Annotated in this window: 12 protein-coding genes; 11 read left to right on the top strand and 1 reads right to left on the bottom strand. The window is 31.2% G+C overall.

The features are described from left to right. Positions 1–87 precede the first annotated feature (87 nt). The 7 genes from topA to BWR22_RS12360 all read left to right on the top strand — a co-directional run bounded on the left by topA (position 88) and on the right by BWR22_RS12360 (position 9742). Positions 88–2613, top strand: coding sequence for a type I DNA topoisomerase (gene topA / locus BWR22_RS12390; protein WP_076733976.1), 2526 nt, complete (start codon positions 88–90; stop codon positions 2611–2613). A gap of 6 nt (positions 2614–2619) precedes the next feature. Next, positions 2620–3786 (top strand): formimidoylglutamase, encoded by a 1167-nt coding sequence (locus BWR22_RS12385; RefSeq protein ID WP_076733975.1) that lies wholly within the window; start codon positions 2620–2622, stop codon positions 3784–3786. A 170-nt stretch (positions 3787–3956) separates the two neighbouring features. Further along, positions 3957–5324, top strand: a complete 1368-nt coding sequence (porK, locus tag BWR22_RS12380; protein WP_076733974.1) for a T9SS ring complex lipoprotein PorK/GldK — start codon at positions 3957–3959, stop codon at positions 5322–5324. Between the two features lie 52 nt (positions 5325–5376). Next, on the top strand, positions 5377–6015 hold the full coding sequence (gene porL, locus BWR22_RS12375) for a type IX secretion system motor protein PorL/GldL (RefSeq protein ID WP_076733973.1): 639 nt from the start codon (positions 5377–5379) through the stop codon (positions 6013–6015). A 48-nt stretch (positions 6016–6063) separates the two neighbouring features. Beyond that, the gene (gene porM, locus BWR22_RS12370) at positions 6064–7626 is read left to right on the top strand and encodes a type IX secretion system motor protein PorM/GldM (RefSeq protein WP_076733972.1); all 1563 of its coding nucleotides are present in this window, start codon (positions 6064–6066) and stop codon (positions 7624–7626) included. A 39-nt stretch (positions 7627–7665) separates the two neighbouring features. Continuing rightward, complete coding sequence (gene porN / locus BWR22_RS12365) at positions 7666–8562, top strand: type IX secretion system ring subunit PorN/GldN (RefSeq protein WP_076733971.1); 897 nt, start codon at positions 7666–7668, stop codon at positions 8560–8562. A 136-nt stretch (positions 8563–8698) separates the two neighbouring features. Next, positions 8699–9742, top strand: a complete 1044-nt coding sequence (locus tag BWR22_RS12360; protein ID WP_076733970.1) for an NAD(P)/FAD-dependent oxidoreductase — start codon at positions 8699–8701, stop codon at positions 9740–9742. 5 nt (positions 9743–9747) lie between these two features. On the opposite strand, the gene BWR22_RS12355 is transcribed toward BWR22_RS12360, so the two are convergent. Further along, positions 9748–10134, bottom strand: coding sequence for a DUF983 domain-containing protein (locus tag BWR22_RS12355; protein WP_076733969.1), 387 nt, complete (start codon positions 10132–10134; stop codon positions 9748–9750). Positions 10135–10220: 86 nt separating this feature from the next. On the opposite strand from BWR22_RS12355, the gene BWR22_RS12350 reads away from it, so the two are divergent. The 4 genes from BWR22_RS12350 (at position 10221) to BWR22_RS12335 (ending at position 17849) form a co-directional block, all read left to right on the top strand. Next, positions 10221–12128 (top strand): ABC-F family ATP-binding cassette domain-containing protein, encoded by a 1908-nt coding sequence (locus BWR22_RS12350; protein ID WP_076733968.1) that lies wholly within the window; start codon positions 10221–10223, stop codon positions 12126–12128. An 81-nt stretch (positions 12129–12209) separates the two neighbouring features. Beyond that, complete coding sequence (locus tag BWR22_RS12345) at positions 12210–13343, top strand: efflux RND transporter periplasmic adaptor subunit (protein WP_076733967.1); 1134 nt, start codon at positions 12210–12212, stop codon at positions 13341–13343. Positions 13344–13345: 2 nt separating this feature from the next. Then, positions 13346–16543: an efflux RND transporter permease subunit gene (locus BWR22_RS12340; RefSeq protein ID WP_076733966.1), complete on the top strand. Its 3198-nt coding sequence runs from the start codon at positions 13346–13348 to the stop codon at positions 16541–16543. Beyond that, positions 16533–17849, top strand: coding sequence for a TolC family protein (locus tag BWR22_RS12335; RefSeq protein WP_076733965.1), 1317 nt, complete (start codon positions 16533–16535; stop codon positions 17847–17849). Before BWR22_RS12340 ends, BWR22_RS12335 begins: the two co-directional genes overlap by 11 nt. The last annotated feature ends 64 nt before the right edge of the window (positions 17850–17913 follow it).

The following is a 17913-nucleotide window of genomic DNA, read 5'->3' as shown; positions in this document are numbered from 1 at the left end:
AAAAAATCTTAAAATTTAATAGATTTTAATATAAATTAGGTTCATATATTTTTTTTGATATACATTTGTAACCTTAAAAACGTAAGAATGGCGAAGAATTTAGTAATAGTTGAGTCACCTGCGAAAGCAAAAACAATCGAAAAATTTCTTGGAAAGGACTTTAAGGTAGAATCGAGTTATGGGCATATTTCCGATTTACCTTCCAAAGAATTAGGAGTAGATGTAGAAGGTGATTTTGATCCAAAATACCAAGTATCCTCAGACAAAAAAGCAGTTGTAAAAAAACTAAAAGAATTAGCAAATAAAGCAGAAATGGTTTGGTTGGCTAGTGATGAGGATCGAGAAGGAGAAGCTATTGCTTGGCATTTAGCCGAGTCATTAAATTTAGATAAGAAAAAAACAAGACGTATTGTTTTTCATGAAATTACAAAATCTGCAATCCAAAAAGCAGTTGAGAACCCAAGACAAATAGATTACGATTTAGTAGATGCTCAACAAGCGCGTCGTGTATTAGATAGAATTGTAGGTTACGAGCTGTCTCCGGTATTGTGGAGAAAAGTAAAAGGAGGTTTGTCTGCAGGTCGAGTGCAATCGGTTTCAGTTAGATTAATTGTAGAGCGCGAACAAGAAATTAATGAATTTAAACCAGAAGCATCTTATAGAATTGATGCAGAGTTTTCTAATGAAGAAGGGCAGTCGTTTAAAGCTAAATTGCCAAAAGCAATTAAAACTAAAAAAGAAGCATTAGCCTTTTTAGAAAAAAATGCAAATACAACATTTAAGGTTTCAGATCTAGAAAAAAAACCAGCAAAAAAATCACCTTCAGCGCCATTTACAACATCAACATTACAGCAAGAAGCGTCACGTAAATTATATTTTTCTGTTAGTAAAACCATGACCATGGCACAACGTTTATACGAAGCCGGTTTGATTACTTATATGAGAACAGATAGTGTAAACCTATCTGATGAAGCAAAAAAAGGAGCAGCAAAAGAGATTATTGATGCTTACGGAAAAGAATATGCAAAAGAACGTGATTATAAAGGGAAATCTAAAAACGCACAAGAAGCTCACGAAGCGATTAGGCCTACAAACTTTGCAGTACACTCTGCAGGTTTAGACTATGATCAAACAAGATTATATGAGTTAATTTGGAAACGTTCTATAGCCTCGCAAATGAGCGAAGCAAAATTAGAGCGTACCAATGTTAAAATTAATGCTGCATCACATAAACAAACATTTACTGCAAATGGAGAGGTAATTACTTTTGATGGATTTTTAAAGGTGTATTTAGAAGGTACAGACGATGAAGATTTAGAACAACAAGAAGGTATGTTGCCAGCAATGAAAGTAAATGAGGTGCTTTTAAATAAAAATATCACTGCAACAGAGCGTTACACAAGAGCACCATATAGATTTACAGAGGCATCCTTAGTTAAAAAGTTAGAAGAACTTGGTATTGGTCGTCCATCTACTTATGCGCCAACAATATCTACAATACAAAATAGAAACTATGTAGAAAAAGGTACTGTTGAAGGTGTAGAGCGTAATTATACGCAATTAGTTCTTGAGGAAGGTAAAATAAATGATAATCTACTAACAGAAAAAGTTGGGTCAGATAAAGGGAAATTAGTTCCAACAGATATTGGTATTATTGTAACAAACTTTTTGGTCAATCATTTCGAAAGTATTTTAGACTATAGCTTTACAGCAAATGTAGAGAATCAGTTTGACGATATTGCAGAAGGTAAAGCAGATTGGAAAAAAGTAATGAAATCTTTTTATAAAGATTTTCATCCAAAAGTAATTGACGTTCAAGAAAATGCAGAAAGAGAATCTGGAGAACGTATTTTAGGAGAAGATCCTAAATCTGGAAAACGAGTAAGTGTACGTTTAGGTAAATTTGGTCCTATGGTACAAATGGGAACTGTAGACGATGATGAAGATCCTACTTACGCTAGTTTAGCTCCAGATCAGCAGTTAGCAAGTATTACCTTTGAAGAGGCTATGGACTTATTCAAACTTCCTAAAACTTTGGGAACATATAAAGGAGAGTCTGTAGAAGTAAATAATGGTCGTTTTGGACCATATGTAAAGTTTGGTGGAGCATACGTGTCGTTGCCAAAGGGAAGCGATCCTTTAGAAGTTGAATTAGATCAAGCAATAGAACTAATTAAGGAAAAAGAAAAAGCAGATGCACCTATATATATGTATAAGGATTTGCCTGTGCAAAAAGGAAAAGGACGTTTTGGGCCATTTATAAAATGGAACAATATGTTTATAAATGTCAATAAAAAATACGATTGGGATAACTTATCAGATGAAGATATTGTAGAGTTAATAGAAGCAAAGATTCAAAAAGAAATTGATAAAGTAATTCATAATTGGGAAGAAGAAGGTATTCGTGTAGAAAAGGCACGTTGGGGAAGATTTAATATAATTCAAGGAAAAGTAAAAATTGAATTACCTAAAACAACTGATGCTCCAGCTCTAACCTTAGAAGAAGTTAAAGGGATAATAGAGAAAAACGCACCTAAAAAAAAGGTTAGAAAGAAACCAGCAGCAAAAAAGAAAACTGCTACAAAGAAAAAAACCACTGTAAAAAAGAAATAAACTAGTATGAACTTTAATTTTTTGTCTCCAGTAACAGATGCAGTGTTAGCTCATAACGAGTTATTGTCTATGCAGGCATTAGGACGAAAATTGAAAATTCATTCTTCTCAAAATGGCATTCCAGACTTAGAAGGCGTTTCAATTGCTATAGTTGGAGTATTAGAAAATAGAAACGATGTTAATTATATAGGAGAAGAGTTTCAGCTTAATGAAATTAGGAAATCTTTTTATGCTTTATTTCCTGGAAGTTGGAATACAACAATTGCAGATTTAGGCGATATTAATAGAGGAGAGTCTGTTGAAGATACTTACTTTGCCTTAAAAACAACAGTTTCTATTTTAATTCAGAAAAAAATTATTCCTGTAATATTAGGCGGAAGTCAAGATTTAACATACGCTATTTATCGTGCATACGATAATTTAATGCCAATGGTTAATATTGTTAATGTAGATTCACGTTTCGATCTTGGAGATTCTGCAAAACCAATAAAAAATAATAGTTTTATAGGTAAAGTTATTTTGGATGAGCCATATAACTTATTTAATTATGCAACTATAGGTTATCAAACGTATTTTAACTCTCAAGAAGAAATAGATTTAATGGAGCGTTTGTATTTTGAAGCATATCGATTAGGAGAGATTTCTAACGATATCACCTTAGCAGAGCCAGCTATGAGGGATGCAAATTTGGTGAGTATAGATTTAGGGTCAGTAAAAGCTTCAGAAGTAAGTTTAAAACAAAGACTTTCTCCAAACGGCTTAGATGGAAAAGAAATTTGCGCTATTTCTCGTTATGCTGGAATAAGTAATAAGGTGTCTGCATTTGGTATATTTGAGTACAAACCTTCTTATGATGATGAAGTAACAGCAATGTTAGTAGCTCAAATGTTATGGTATTTTATAGAAGGTGTAAACTGTAGAATTAAAGATGATAATTTTTTAGATGATATTAATCACCAAAAATTCACTACTTTAGCAGACACAGAGCAGTTAGTGTTCTATAAAAGTACAAAAACAGGAAGATGGTGGGTAGAAATACCTTTTTTATCAAATGTTAATAATAAATTAAAAAAACATACGTTATTACCTTGCACGCACAAAGATTATATAGATGCATGTAATGGTAAAATACCAGCCAGATGGTATAAGGCGTATCAGAAAAACAGTTTATAAATAAAAAAAAAGGAGTAAACTTTAACATTTCCAAATCGTTTAAATGCAATTTTAACACGATGAAATGTATTTTTTTTTTGATTAAAAGTTGTTTTTTAAAAAATATATAAATATGTTTACGCTCTTAAAAAATTAGGAGTATATAATTAACCTCGAGTTTTACAATGAATATGAAGAAGTTTGTATTATTAACAGTAGTTTTAACACTTTTAGCCAGTTGTGGTTCTAAAGACAGAGGCCAATTAGTTGGTGTTAAAGGAAAGAAGTGGCATCCAGAGAAGCCTTACGGTATGACTTTGGTTCCTGGAGGAGCATTTATAATGGGTAAAGCTGATGATGATTTGGCTGGAATTCAAGATGCGCCAGCAAAAACAGTTACAGTAAGAGCCTTCTATATGGACGAGACAGAAATCACTAATAGTGAGTATCGTCAGTTTGTAGAATGGGTAAGAGATTCTACTGTTAGAACAAAATTAGCAATCTTAGCCGATGAAGTTGGAGAAACAGGAGAAAGTGGAGAGCCAGGAATTGGTCAGTTTGCTTTTAAAGACGCTAATGAAGAAGAAATGACACCTTATGAGCAGTATATGCTTGATAACTATAGTGGACTTGGAGAAACTGGTTATGAAGGAAGAAAACTAAATCATGATGTTGATTTGATTTTTGATACAGCAGAATATCCAGATGAGTACTATGTGGAAGTTATGGATACTATGTATTTACCAATAGAAGAGTCTTATAATGGTCAACGTACATGGGATGTAACTAAATTTAAGTTTCAGTATTCTTACATGGATATCGAAAAAGCTGCAAAAAACAAGAATTTACGTCGTAAAGATGTTATTATAAAAGAAGAAGTAGAAATTTATCCAGATACTACAGCTTGGATTAGAGATTTTGCTTATTCTTATAATGAGCCAATGCACAACGATTATTTCTGGCACGATGCTTATGGAGATTATCCAGTTGTTGGAGTATCTTGGAAACAAGCAAAAGCTTTTTGCCAATGGAGAACATTATTACATAACTCGTACAGAAAAGAAAAGAAAAGACATTACGTAAATTCATATCGTTTACCATCTGAAGCCGAATGGGAGTATGCAGCAAGAGGAGGTCTTCAAGCAGCAACTTTCCCTTGGGGAGGTCCATATGCTAAAAACGATAGAGGTTGTTTTATGGCAAACTTTAAGCCGTTAAGAGGAGATTATGCAGCAGATCAAGCATTATATACTGTAGAAGCAGACGCTTTCGAACCTAATGATTTTAATCTATATAATATGGCAGGAAACGTATCAGAGTGGGTAAACGCTTCTTACGATCCAAGTTCATACGAACATATGTCTACAATTAATCCAAGTGTAAACGAAGCTAATAACCAACGTAAAGTAGTTAGAGGTGGATCTTGGAAAGATGTTGCTTACTTCTTACAAGTAAGTTCAAGAGATTACGAATATGCAGATTCTGCAAGAAGTTATATTGGCTTTAGAACCGTACAAGATTATATGGGTACAGAAGTAACAGCTAATGCAAGACGATAATAAAACTCTACTAAAATTAAAAATTAACTACAAAAATTAAAACTTAGAAATTATGGCACAAAAAGGTAAAATCACAGTAACTAATATGATTTATGGATTAGGAGCAGCAATTGTAATTGTTGGAGCCTTATTTAAAATCCAACACTGGCCTTATGGTTCAGAAATCTTAACGTTAGGTATGATTGTGGAAGCTTTAGTATTTACATATTCTGCATTCGAAAGACAATCAGCAGATTTAGATTGGTCTTTAGTATACCCTGAATTAGCAGGTGGTGTAACAACAACTAAAAAAGGAAAATTAGTTGAAGAGCCTAAAGATGCTGAAGGTTTATTATCTAAAAAATTAGATAACTTATTAAAAGATGCAAAAATTGATGGAGAATTAATGGCTAGTTTAGGAAACAGCATTAAAAACTTCGAAGGAGCTGCTAAAGGAATTTCTCCAACTGTAGACGCTATGGCTGCACAAAAGAAATATGGAGAAGAAATGACTCTAGCTGCTGCACAAATGGAATCTTTAAACAGTTTATATAAAGTACAAATGGAGGCTGCAAGTCGTCAAGCTACAATTAACGAAGAGTCTGTAGAAAATGCTGCTAAATTAAAAGAGCAAATGCAATCTTTAGCATCTAACTTATCTTCTTTAAATGGAGTATATGGTGGAATGTTAACTGCAATGAACAAAAACTAATTAGTAATTAGTATAACTAATATTAATAATTAAAAAAACTAATTAGACATGGCAGGAGGAAAAGCATCTGCAAGGCAGAAAATGATTAACTTGATGTATTTAGTATTCATCGCAATGATGGCAATGAATATGTCAAAAGAAGTACTATCGGCATTTGGATTAATGGACGCTAAGTTCGAAGAATCTAACGAAGTAGCTACTGAGAAAAATACTGCTTTATTAGCAGATTTAGAAACTAAAGCTGAAGAAAAGAAAGAGGAATTTGCAGTACCTTATAATAAGGCAACTCAAGTAAATACAGTTTCAGATAAGTTTTTTAAATACATTGGTACTTTAAAAGCAGATATCCTTAGAGAAGGAAACTATTCTGTAGATCCAGAAACTGGAAAGTTACCATTTGAGGCAATGGATAAAACAGATATCCTTGACGAAATGTGGTTTACTGGAGACCGTGAAACTAAAAAAGGTCAAGAAGTTATTGCTAAAATTGAGCAATATAAAACTGATATTAAAAACATTCTTGGTACAGACGTTAAGTATCAAAAAGCTATTGAGCGTTTAGAAAAGCGTTTTTCTACAGCAGAGGTTAAAACAAAAGAAGGAGTAACTAAAAGTTGGTTAAACTATAACTTTCAAGGTTTCCCAGCAATTGCATCTTACACAAAGTTAACAGCAATGCAAAACGATGTTAAGATGACAGAGGCTAACATGTTTAACTTATTCTTAGGGAATAGTTTAGATGAAGCTGTTTCGTTAAAAAAATATCAAGCAATTGTATTAGCTGATAAGTCTGCATTCTTTGCAGGAGAAAAGTTTCAAGGTAAAGTTGTTTTAGGAAAATATGCAAACGTAACACCTACAAAATTAACCGTACAAGGAAAAGAAATAGATGTTTCTCAAGCTATTGACTCTACAGGAGCTGCTAAGTTAGATTTTAACGTAGGTAATGTTGGAGAACAAGAAATTAAAGGAACATTTACATTTTTAGAAGATGGTAAGCCTTTAGAAATTCCTATCGTTGGTAACTATGTTGTTGTTCCAAGACCAAATTCAGCAACAATTTCAGCAGATAAAATGAATGTTGTTTATAGAGGTGTAACTAACCCAATGACAATTTCTTTTGCTGGAGTTCCAGATAATAAAGTTTCTGCAAGTGCACCAGGTTTATCTAAAGCAGGTAAAGCAGGTAAATATACAATGGTACCAACATCAGGAAGAGAAGTTACTATTAATGTTAGTGCAACTTTAGACGATGGTTCAAGAGCAAGCGATAAAGCTACATTTAGAATTAAAGATATTCCTAAGCCAACAGGAAAAATGGCTGGTATGTCTTCAGGAAAATTACCTAGAGCAAACGTTGCTGCAGGTACTGTAAAAGCAGAATTAGAAGATTTTGATTTTGATTTACCATTAACTGTAACTGGATTTAAAGTTAAAGTTCCAGGACAGCCAAGTATTACTGTAAGTGGTAGCAAAATGAATGGTCAAGCAAAAGCTGCAATTAACAAAGCAAGAAGAGGTGATGCTGTTACTATTTTTGAAATTAAATCTAGATCATCTGGACCAAAAATGAAACCTGCATCTCCAATAGTTATAGAGTTAGCAAACTAATCAACTTTATAATTAAATTAATATAAAAAGAAGAAACAAATGAATTATAAATCTTTATTAGCAGTTGTATTTGGAGCATTAATGTCTACTAGTGCATTTGCTCAAGCTAACATTTTAAATGCTAAATCTCCAGCAGAGATTGGTGTGAGAACTGAAGAACAAAAAGCTTTAGACAACGATAAGCCTTTAGAATACGGTTATGTTGATGATAGAGATATTATGTTCGCAAAAATGACTTGGGAAAAAATTGTTTTAGACGAGCGTGTAAACTTTCCATTATACTATCCTGTAGATACAAATAATATTGGAAGTAACAGACGTTCTCTTTACGATGTTTTAACAAAGGCTATTGCTGAAGGTGAAATAGAAAACGTGTATAACGATTCTTATTTTTCAGCTAAACGTACAGCTAAAGAAATGCGAGATATAACTACTAAAATTGATACTTTAGATTATGGTTACGATCAATTTAATGCAGAAGGTCGAGTAGATCCAGAGTATATTACAAAAACTGAGATTTCTTCTTATCATATTAGCGCGTATCTTATAAAAGGATTATGGTATTTCGACAAGCGACAAGGTGAATTAAAATATCGTTTACTTGGTATAGCACCAGCAGCACCAGACGTAAATTTCTTGGATGCTGAGAATGCTAACAGCGAACCAAATCCATTATTTTGGGTATTCTATCCAGATGCTAGAGAAGTATTGCATGAAGCAAAATCTTTTAATGCTAAAAATAGTGCTGTACCATTTTCTTTCGATCACATTTTAAATGCACGTCGTTTTAATGGAGTAATCACTAGAGAAGAAAATGTATTTGGAGATCGTAAGGTCGAAGAGTATGTGCCTGAAAACGCATTAATGCAACTTTTAGAATCTGAAAGAATTAAAGAAAAAATTAGAAATTTCGAATTAGATATGTGGTCATACTAATTAGAAAAAGATAATATATTTTAAACGCTCACTTAAAAAGTGAGCGTTTTTTATTGCATAAGATTTAATTTTGTTAAACGTGTTTATTGTGTTTGTTTTTATAAAATTATAATACACTTTATTATATCTTCGTATTATGAAAGTAGATTATATTATAGTTGGTTGTGGATTAGCAGGAATTTCATTTTGTGAGCAATTATTAGCAAATAATAAAACATTTGTAGTATTCGATAATAACTCACAGCAATCATCTACTGTTGCAGGAGGTTTATATAATCCAGTAACATTAAAACGATTTACACCTGTTTGGCAAAGTAAAAAACAATTAGCTTTAGCTATACCAATGTATAATAGTATAGAACAAAGACTAAATGTTAAATTAGATTATAAAGTTCCTGTAAGAAAACGTTTTACATCTTTAGAAGAGCAAAATAATTGGTTTGCAAAATCCGATCAAGAAGGATTGTCGGATTACATGTCTTTAAACATTTATAAAAATGAAAATAAATCTATAACGTCACAATATAATTTTGGAGAAGTACTAGAAACAGGAAGAATAGATACTTCACTCTTAATTTCAGAATATAAAAAGCAATTAAAAAATAAAGGACAATTATTTTGTGAGAGTATAGATTATAATGTTATTCAATTCAATAATAATTCAATATCATATAAAGATATATTAACAACTCACATTGTATTTGCAGAAGGCTTTGGTTTAAAACAAAATCCCTTTTTTAATAGCTTGCCATTACAAGGTAGTAAAGGAGAATTAATAACAATTAAGGCGCCAGAATTAAAACTTGATTTTGTGTTAAAATCTAGTGTTTTTATTATTCCTTTAGGTTGTAGTATTTACAGAATAGGTTCCACTTACGACCATACAGATAAAACTAATGCTATTACATCCCAAGCTAGAGAAGAGCTTTTAACCAAGTTAAAAACACTTATTAATTGCGATTTTGAAGTTATCAATCAAGTTGCAGGAATAAGACCCACTGTAAAAGATAGAAGACCATTGGTTGGAACGCATCCTAAATATAAAAATATGCATGTTTTAAATGGTTTAGGGACAAGAGGAGTAATGATTGGGCCTTACGCAGCACAACAACTCTATAATCACATAGAGCAAAACTCTACTTTGGATAAAGACTTAGATATTGCTAGATTTAATTTGTAATAGAATTAATCTTTTTTAGCTAACGACTTATTGTATTTTATAAAGATATTAATCCAAATATTTCTAGATAATCTTACAATAATAGGATAAAATACTATTTGCGATGCTACAATTGAAATTATGGCAACATTAAGAGAGCAATTTAAAATAAGATAACTAATTACAAAAGCAGCAACAGCAAAAGCAATACCAACTCCATAGCTAACATACATAGAACCATAAAAAAATGAAGGTTCAATTTTATATTTTGTGTTACAATTGCTACATTTTTCATGCATGCTAAAAAGTTGAGTTATAGCATAAGGATTTTTATTTGTGTACATAGATTCTTCATGGCATTTTGGGCAAACACCAGTTATAATTGCGTAAATTTTAGATCCTTTATTAAACATATAATTTATGTATTTTTGCAAACATTAATTAGTTATACAAAGTTAAACTATAGTGTTTAATTTAATGTAACATAAGTCACAAATCAATGCTAAATATCCATAATTTATCTATTTCATTTCAAGGAGAATACCTTTTTGAAGATATTACCTTTAAACTAGGTAACGGAGACCGTGTCGGGCTTATAGGGAAAAATGGTGCTGGTAAATCTACTATGCTAAAAATTTTAGCAAAAGAGTTAGAGCCAGATTCTGGGCAAATAGCTGGTGACAAGGAATTAAAAATAGGGTTTTTAAAACAAGATATAGATTTTGTTTTAGGACGTACAGTTTTAGAAGAATCTTATCAAGCTTTTGTAGAGATTAAAGCTATTGAATCTCAAATGCAAGAGATTAATACTCAATTGGCAGAGCGCACAGATTATGAAAGTGATGGATATAATCAATTAATGATTGATTTAAATGAAATACAACACCAATATGAGATTCTTGGAGGTTATAGCTATCAAGGAGAAACAGAAAAAATTCTACAAGGTTTAGGTTTTAAACGAGAAGATTTTAATAAACTTACAGATACATTTTCTGGAGGTTGGAGAATGCGAATAGAATTAGCAAAATTATTACTTCAAAATAACGATGTATTATTACTCGATGAGCCAACAAACCACTTAGATATAGAATCTATTATCTGGTTAGAAGGTTTCTTAAAAAATTACACTGGTGCTGTAGCAATTGTTTCTCACGATAAAATGTTTTTAGATAATGTTACTAATAGAACAATAGAGATTTCTTTAGGACGTATTTATGATTACCCAAAACCATATACAAAATATTTAGTATTGCGTGAAGAGCTAAGAACTCAACAATTGGCATCTCAAAAAAATCAACAAAAACAGATTGAACAAACCGAAAAATTAATCGAGAAATTTAGAGCTAAAGCATCTAAAGCAACCATGGCGCAATCTCTTATTAAAAAACTTGATAAAATAGATAGAATAGAAGTAGATGAAGATGATAATAGTGTAATGACTTTAAATTTTCCAGTATCAATAACACCTGGAAAAGTGGTAGTAGAAACAGAAGATATTTCTAAAAACTATGGAGAGAATCAGGTACTATCAAACATCAATTTGTTAATAGAGAGAGATGCAAAAACAGCATTTGTTGGGCAAAATGGACAAGGAAAATCTACATTAGCAAAAATTCTAGTAGGCGATATTAAGCATGAAGGTAAGCTAAAACTAGGTCATAATGTTCAAATTGGTTATTTCGCACAAAACCAAGCCGAATATCTTGATGGTAGCAAAACTGTTTTAGATACCATGATTGATGCGGCTAATGAAACTAATAGAAGTAAAGTTCGAGACATTTTAGGTTCGTTTTTATTTAGAGGAGACGAAGTAGAAAAATATGTGCGTGTATTATCTGGTGGAGAACGTAATAGATTAGCACTTGCAAAATTAATGCTTCAGCCATTTAATGTGCTTATAATGGATGAGCCTACAAATCACTTAGATATTAAGTCTAAAAACGTATTAAAAGAGGCACTTCAACGATTTGAAGGAACATTAATTTTAGTATCACACGATAGAGACTTTCTTCAAGGTTTAACCTCTACAGTCTATGAGTTTAAAGATGAAAAAATAAAAAAGTATTTAGGAGATATTGATTATTATTTAGAAAAGAGACAAGTTGATAATTTAAGAGAAGTAGAAAAACGAACCGTTTCTAAAGATGCTCCAAAAGAAAAGAACAATCAATCTTACGAAGAGCAGAAAAAAGTAAAGTCACTTAATAATAAATTAAGTAATACCGAGTCTAAAATTAGCCAATTAGAAAAAGAAATAAAAGAAGCCGATGTCGAGTTAGCAGTTAACTACGATGAAACAGTTTCTAAACCTAACTTTTTTGAAAACTACCAGGCTAAAAAAGATGAGCTTAATAAACTCATGGAAAAATGGGAAGATATCACGCTTCAGTTAGAAGATTATAATTAATTCTTTTTAGGTTTTTTTTAACATTTGAGGTTTAAACTATAGTTTAATTTTGCAGTCTTACTTAAATTAAAACTATACCAAATGCGTAAAATTATATTATCGGTTATTGGCGTTTTGCTAATAATTGCTTCATTTTTATTTGCTCAAAAATTAATTGCCGATAAAAACAAACCAAAACCAGTTCAAGCTAAAGTCGTAAAAACAGTATTTACAGATACTGTACAAAATACAACCATACCAATTGTTATTGCTGCAAATGGTAATCTTGAAGCTAAACGTAGATTAGAACTTTACTCAGAAGTTCAAGGTATATTTAAAAGAGGTAACAAACTTTTTAAACCTGGGCAAGAATATAGAGCAGGACAAACTCTAATAAAAATTGATGCTGCAGAATATTATGCAAGCGTGCAATCGTCAAAAAGTAATTTGTACAATTCTATTTCTGCAATTATGCCAGACTTACGTTTAGATTTTCCGGATATTTATGATAAATGGCAAAATTATTTAAACGGATTCGATTTAAATAAAACTACTCCAAAGTTACCAGAAATGACTTCCGATAAAGAAAATTATTTCATAACAGGACGAAGTATAGTTTCAAATTACTATAACGTTAAAAATTTAGAACAGCGTTTGGCTAAGTATTCTATTACTGCTCCTTTTTCTGGAACTTTAACAGAGGCTTTAGTAACCGAAGGAACTTTAATTAGAAGTGGTCAAAAACTAGGAGAATTTATAGATACTTCTATATACGAAATGGAAGTAGCTATTAGTAAAACTTATGCCAGTTTATTAAAAGTTGGAGAATCTGTAACATTAAATAATTTAGATAAAACCGAAACATATACTGGTACAGTATCTCGTGTAAATGCGAGTATAGATCCTACAACACAAACCATTACTGCATATATTGAAGTTAAGCATGAAAACTTAAAAGAAGGTATGTATTTAGAAGCTAATTTAAATGCAAAAAAAGAAAGTGATGCTATAGAAATTGATAGAAACTTGTTATTAGAAAGCGAGCAGATATTTGTTGTAAAAGATAGCTTGTTAGATGTAATAGATGTAAAGCCTGTATATTTTTCAGATACAAAAGTGGTTTTAAAAAATGTGCCTAATGGTACTGTAATTCTTAAAAAAGCTGTACCTGGTGCATACTCAGGAATGTTGGTAAAGCCTTTTAAAGAAACAAGTAATACAAACAATAAGTATTAAACATGAGAAATCTTATAGCATATTTTATAAAGTATCATGTAGCTGTTAATATTTTTATTCTCGCTTTCGGAATTTTTGGTTACTTAGGTGTAACCTCTATAAAATCATCTTTTTTTCCTTTAACAGAATCTAAAATTATTAATGTTAATGTAACTTATCCAGGAGCTTCACCTCAAGAGATAGAAGAAGGTGTTGTGCTTAAAATAGAAGACAATTTAAAAGGATTAAAAGGTATAGATAGAGTTACATCTGTATCAAAAGAAAATAGTGGAACTATAACTGTTGAGATAGAAAAAGGAGAAAACATCGACTTTATGCTGTTGGAAGTTAAAAATGCAGTAGATAGAGTTCCGTCTTTTCCTACAGGTATGGAGCCATTAATTGTTGCTAAACAAGAGGCTGTAAGAGAAACTATTTCATTTGCTTTAAGTGGAGATAATGTGCCTTTAGCAACCTTAAAAGAAATTGGAAGACAGATAGAGAATGATTTAAGAGCAATTGATGGTATTTCTCAAATAGCCATATCTGGCTATCCAGAAGAAGAAATTGAAATTGCTGTAAACGAAACAAGTCTATTAGCTTATAATTTAACGTTTTCAGAGGTATCTCAAGCAGTTAGTACAGCAAATATTTTAACTACGGGAGGTACTATAAAAACAGATGCTGAAGAGTATTTAATTCGTGCAAATAACCGTTCTTATTATGGAGACGAACTGTCAAATATTGTTGTAAGAGCATCTGCAGATGGAAAAGTAGTAAGGTTAAAAGATGTTGCTATAATTCGTGATCGTTTTTCCGAAACTCCAAATGCAACCTATTTCAATCAAAAATTATCTGTAAATATTTCAATAACAAGTACAAATAATGAAGATTTAATTTCTTCTGCCGATAATGTAAAAGATTACATAGAAACATATAACCAAAAACATAATAATGTACAGTTAAGTGTTGTTAGAGATTTATCAACAACCTTAAACCAGCGTACAGATTTACTAACAGAAAATGCTATTGTTGGTATGCTATTAGTTTTATTGTTTTTATCTATCTTCTTAAATACGCGTTTAGCGTTTTGGGTTGCTTTTGGTTTGCCAATCTCATTCTTAGGGATGTTTATTTTTGCAGCTCAGTTTGATGTAACTATTAATGTGTTATCGCTTTTTGGTATGATTATCGTTATCGGTATTTTAGTTGATGATGGTATAGTAATAGCCGAAAATATTTACCAACATTACGAAAAAGGAAAAACACCAATTAAAGCAGCTATAGATGGAACAATGGAAGTAATTCCACCAGTAGTTTCTGCAATTATTACAACACTTTTAGCCTTTTCACTATTCTTGTTTTTAGATAGTAGAATTGGTGAGTTTTTTGGCGAAGTGGCAGTTATAGTAATACTTACTTTGGTAGTTTCGTTGGTAGAGGCTTTAATTATACTGCCAGCGCATTTAGCACACTCTAAAGCATTAAAACTAAAAGTTGTAGAAGAAAATCCTTCAAAAATAAAGCAGTTTTTCTCTAAAATGCGTGTTATTAATAAGGCAGGAGATAACTTCATGAACTTTTTAAGAGATAAATTTTATACACCTACAATTACATTTGTATTAAATTTTAAATTACTCTCTTTAGGTATCTTTTTAGCCTTACTAATTTTAACTTTTGGAGCTATTGGTGGCGGAATTATTGGAGTAACAATGTTTCCATCTATTGCAAGTGATCGTGTTTCTATTGAATTAGACATGCCTAACGGAACAAATGAAAAAGTTACCGACTCTATTATTTCTATGATTGAAGAAAAATCTTTTATAGTAAATCAAGAACTAACAGAAAAGTATTTAAAAGGAACAGGTAAGCAGCTTTTTGAAAACACAATTTTAACAATAAATAGTAGCTCTAGTGCTAGTTTAAGTATTAATATGTTACCAGGAGAAGAGCGCCCAGACGCTATAAAATCTTCATTAGTAGCAAATAGATTAAGAGAACTAGTTGGTCCAGTAATAGGTACAGAACGATTAATTTTTGGTTCGGGAGGTAATTTTGGAGGTAGTCCAGTTTCAGTATCACTTTTAGGTAATAATATAGAAGAACTAAAAGCGGCAAAGGTTGAGTTAAAAGAAGTTTTATCTACAAATCCTTTATTAAAAGATATTGAAGATAATGATCCAGCCGGAATTAAAGAAATACGTATAGAATTAAAAGAAAGTGCTTACTTGTTAGGTTTAAATTTAAGTACAGTTATGGCTCAAGTGCGATCTGGTTTCTTTGGTACTCAAGCACAACGTTTTCAAAGAGGGCAAGACGAAATTAGAGTTTGGGTACGATACGACAGAAGTAACAGAGCATCTATAAACGATTTAGACGATATGCGTATTGTAACACCAAATGGAGAGCGCGTAACATTAAAAGATATTGCGACTTATACAATAGAAAGAGGTGATGTAGCAATTAATCATTTAGAAGGACAACGAGAAATACAAGTCTCTGCCGATTTAAAAGACCCTAATACAAGTACAACTGATATTTTAGCCGATTTAAAAAACATAACAATGGTGGATTTAAAATCTAAATATCCAACCATTTCTGCTTCTTTTGAAGGGCAAAATAGAGAAAAAGAGAAATTAAACAGTTCTTTAGCAAAAGCAGGAATTCCTATTTTATTTCTCATTTATGTTGTAATTGCATTTACGTTTAGAAGCTATAGCCAACCATTATTACTTATGCTTTTAGTGCCATTTAGTTTAACTGCGGTTGCTTGGGGACATTGGCTTCTAGGCTTCTCAGTAAACATTTTATCACTTTTAGGAATTATAGCCTTAATTGGTATTATGGTTAACGATGGTTTAGTATTTATAGGAAAATTTAATACCAATTTACGAGAAGGCTTGGAGTTTGATAAAGCACTTTTAGACGCTGGAAAATCTCGTTTTAGAGCTATTTTCTTAACATCATTAACCACTGTTGCAGGTTTAGCTCCATTATTATTAGAAAAAAGTAGACAAGCACAATTTTTAAAACCAATGGCAATTTCAATTTCATTTGGTATTGCTTATGCTACAGTGTTAACACTTTTAGTATTACCATTATTTCTTTCGTTTAGTAACTCAATTAAACAAAAAGGAAAATGGTTAATAACTGGAAAAAATGTAACAAAAGAAGAAGTAGAAAGAGCTATTAAAGAACAAAAAGAAGAAAATGAACATTAAAAATATTTGGTTTTTAGTAATTTTAAGTTGTGTTTCTTTAACTAAGGCACAAACCATATTAACGCAAAACGAAGCCGTTAAATTAGCTTTAGAAAATAATTATGATATTCAAATAGCTAATAACGCAGTTGAAGTTGCAGAGAATAATTCTAATATTTTAAACACTGGTTTCTTGCCAACTGTTGTTGGTAATGCTGGAGCAACATATAATTTAGATAATAATGAGTCTACTTTTTCAGACGGTAGAGTAACTACTTTAAATGGAGCAGAAAGTTCTCGTTATAATGCTTCTATAGATTTAAATTATACCATTTTTGATGGCTTAGGCAGACGCTATAATTATAAAAGTTTAAAAGAAGAATATCAATTATCCGAGTTACAGGCTAGAGAAACAATAGAGAGTACAATAATTCAATTGTTCTCAGTGTATTATAATGTAGCACAATTATCAGAAAATGTTTCAGCATTAGAAGAAACTTTAAAAGTTTCAAAAGACCGTTTAGTTAGAGCAGAATATCAATTTGAATATGGGCAAAATACCAAACTAGGTGTCCTAAACGCAGAGGTAGATATTGTAAACGATAGTATTAATATTATTAATGCTGTTCAAGATTTAAAAAACGGAAAGCGAGATTTAAATGTTGTCTTAGGTAATGTACTTCAAAATGAATTTAAAGTAGAAACCGAAATTAATTTTGCATTAGAATTCCAAAAGGATAGTTTGTTTGAAAAAGCAAAAACAAGAAATATAGCATTGCTTCAAACGGAAAAGAATATAGCTATAAGTCAATTAGGTATAAAATCTGGTCAATCTGCTTATCTTCCAACAATTGGTTTAGTAGGAAGTTATGGCTGGAATAAAAGTGAAAATAACGCAGTATCTTTTGTTGCTGGATCTGTAAATACAGGTCTCTCTGCTGGCCTAAATTTAACTTGGAATATTTTTGATGGAGGTAGTACAATTACACGTGTTAGAAATGCAAAAGTAAATTTAGAAACACAAAAACTTCAAAAAGAAAATATCTTAATTAGTATTACGCGCGATTTTAATAATGTTTGGGCTGAATATAAAAATAAACTTGAAATTTATAATTTACAAGAAAACAATATAAATACAGCTCAAAGTAATTTCGATCGTACTCAAGAAAAATTTAAAATTGGACAAGTAAATTCTATAGAGTTTAGGCAGGCTCAGCTTAATTTATTAAATGCGGAATTAAGCAGAAATCAAGCAAAATATGCTGCAAAATTGGCAGAATTAGATTTGTTACAATTAAGCGGAGAATTACTTAATACAGAGTTTTAAAAGGGTAAAATGGTATTTGGTCGTAAATTTTTATTTTTAAATTAATTAAAACTTACCGTTTATC

The sequence above is a fragment of the Lacinutrix venerupis genome (assembly GCF_001971745.1).
GTDB lineage: Bacteria > Bacteroidota > Bacteroidia > Flavobacteriales > Flavobacteriaceae > Lacinutrix > Lacinutrix venerupis.
Note: the sequence above shows the minus strand (reverse complement) of the source record. Positions and strands in the feature narration are given on the sequence as shown.

Bases quoted from the DNA above. Each gene is read 5' to 3' on its own strand.
- BWR22_RS12385 (WP_076733975.1), top strand. From the start codon at position 2,620: ATGAACTTTAATTTTTTGTCTCCAGTAACAGATGCAGTGTTAGCTCAT.
- BWR22_RS12355 (WP_076733969.1), bottom strand. From the start codon at position 10,134: ATGTTTAATAAAGGATCTAAAATTTACGCAATTATAACTGGTGTTTGC.
- BWR22_RS12335 (WP_076733965.1), top strand. From the start codon at position 16,533: ATGAACATTAAAAATATTTGGTTTTTAGTAATTTTAAGTTGTGTTTCT.
- topA (WP_076733976.1), top strand. From the start codon at position 88: ATGGCGAAGAATTTAGTAATAGTTGAGTCACCTGCGAAAGCAAAAACA.
- porM (WP_076733972.1), top strand. From the start codon at position 6,064: ATGGCAGGAGGAAAAGCATCTGCAAGGCAGAAAATGATTAACTTGATG.
- BWR22_RS12345 (WP_076733967.1), top strand. From the start codon at position 12,210: ATGCGTAAAATTATATTATCGGTTATTGGCGTTTTGCTAATAATTGCT.
- BWR22_RS12350 (WP_076733968.1), top strand. From the start codon at position 10,221: ATGCTAAATATCCATAATTTATCTATTTCATTTCAAGGAGAATACCTT.
- porL (WP_076733973.1), top strand. From the start codon at position 5,377: ATGGCACAAAAAGGTAAAATCACAGTAACTAATATGATTTATGGATTA.
- BWR22_RS12340 (WP_076733966.1), top strand. From the start codon at position 13,346: ATGAGAAATCTTATAGCATATTTTATAAAGTATCATGTAGCTGTTAAT.
- BWR22_RS12360 (WP_076733970.1), top strand. From the start codon at position 8,699: ATGAAAGTAGATTATATTATAGTTGGTTGTGGATTAGCAGGAATTTCA.
- porN (WP_076733971.1), top strand. From the start codon at position 7,666: ATGAATTATAAATCTTTATTAGCAGTTGTATTTGGAGCATTAATGTCT.
- porK (WP_076733974.1), top strand. From the start codon at position 3,957: ATGAAGAAGTTTGTATTATTAACAGTAGTTTTAACACTTTTAGCCAGT.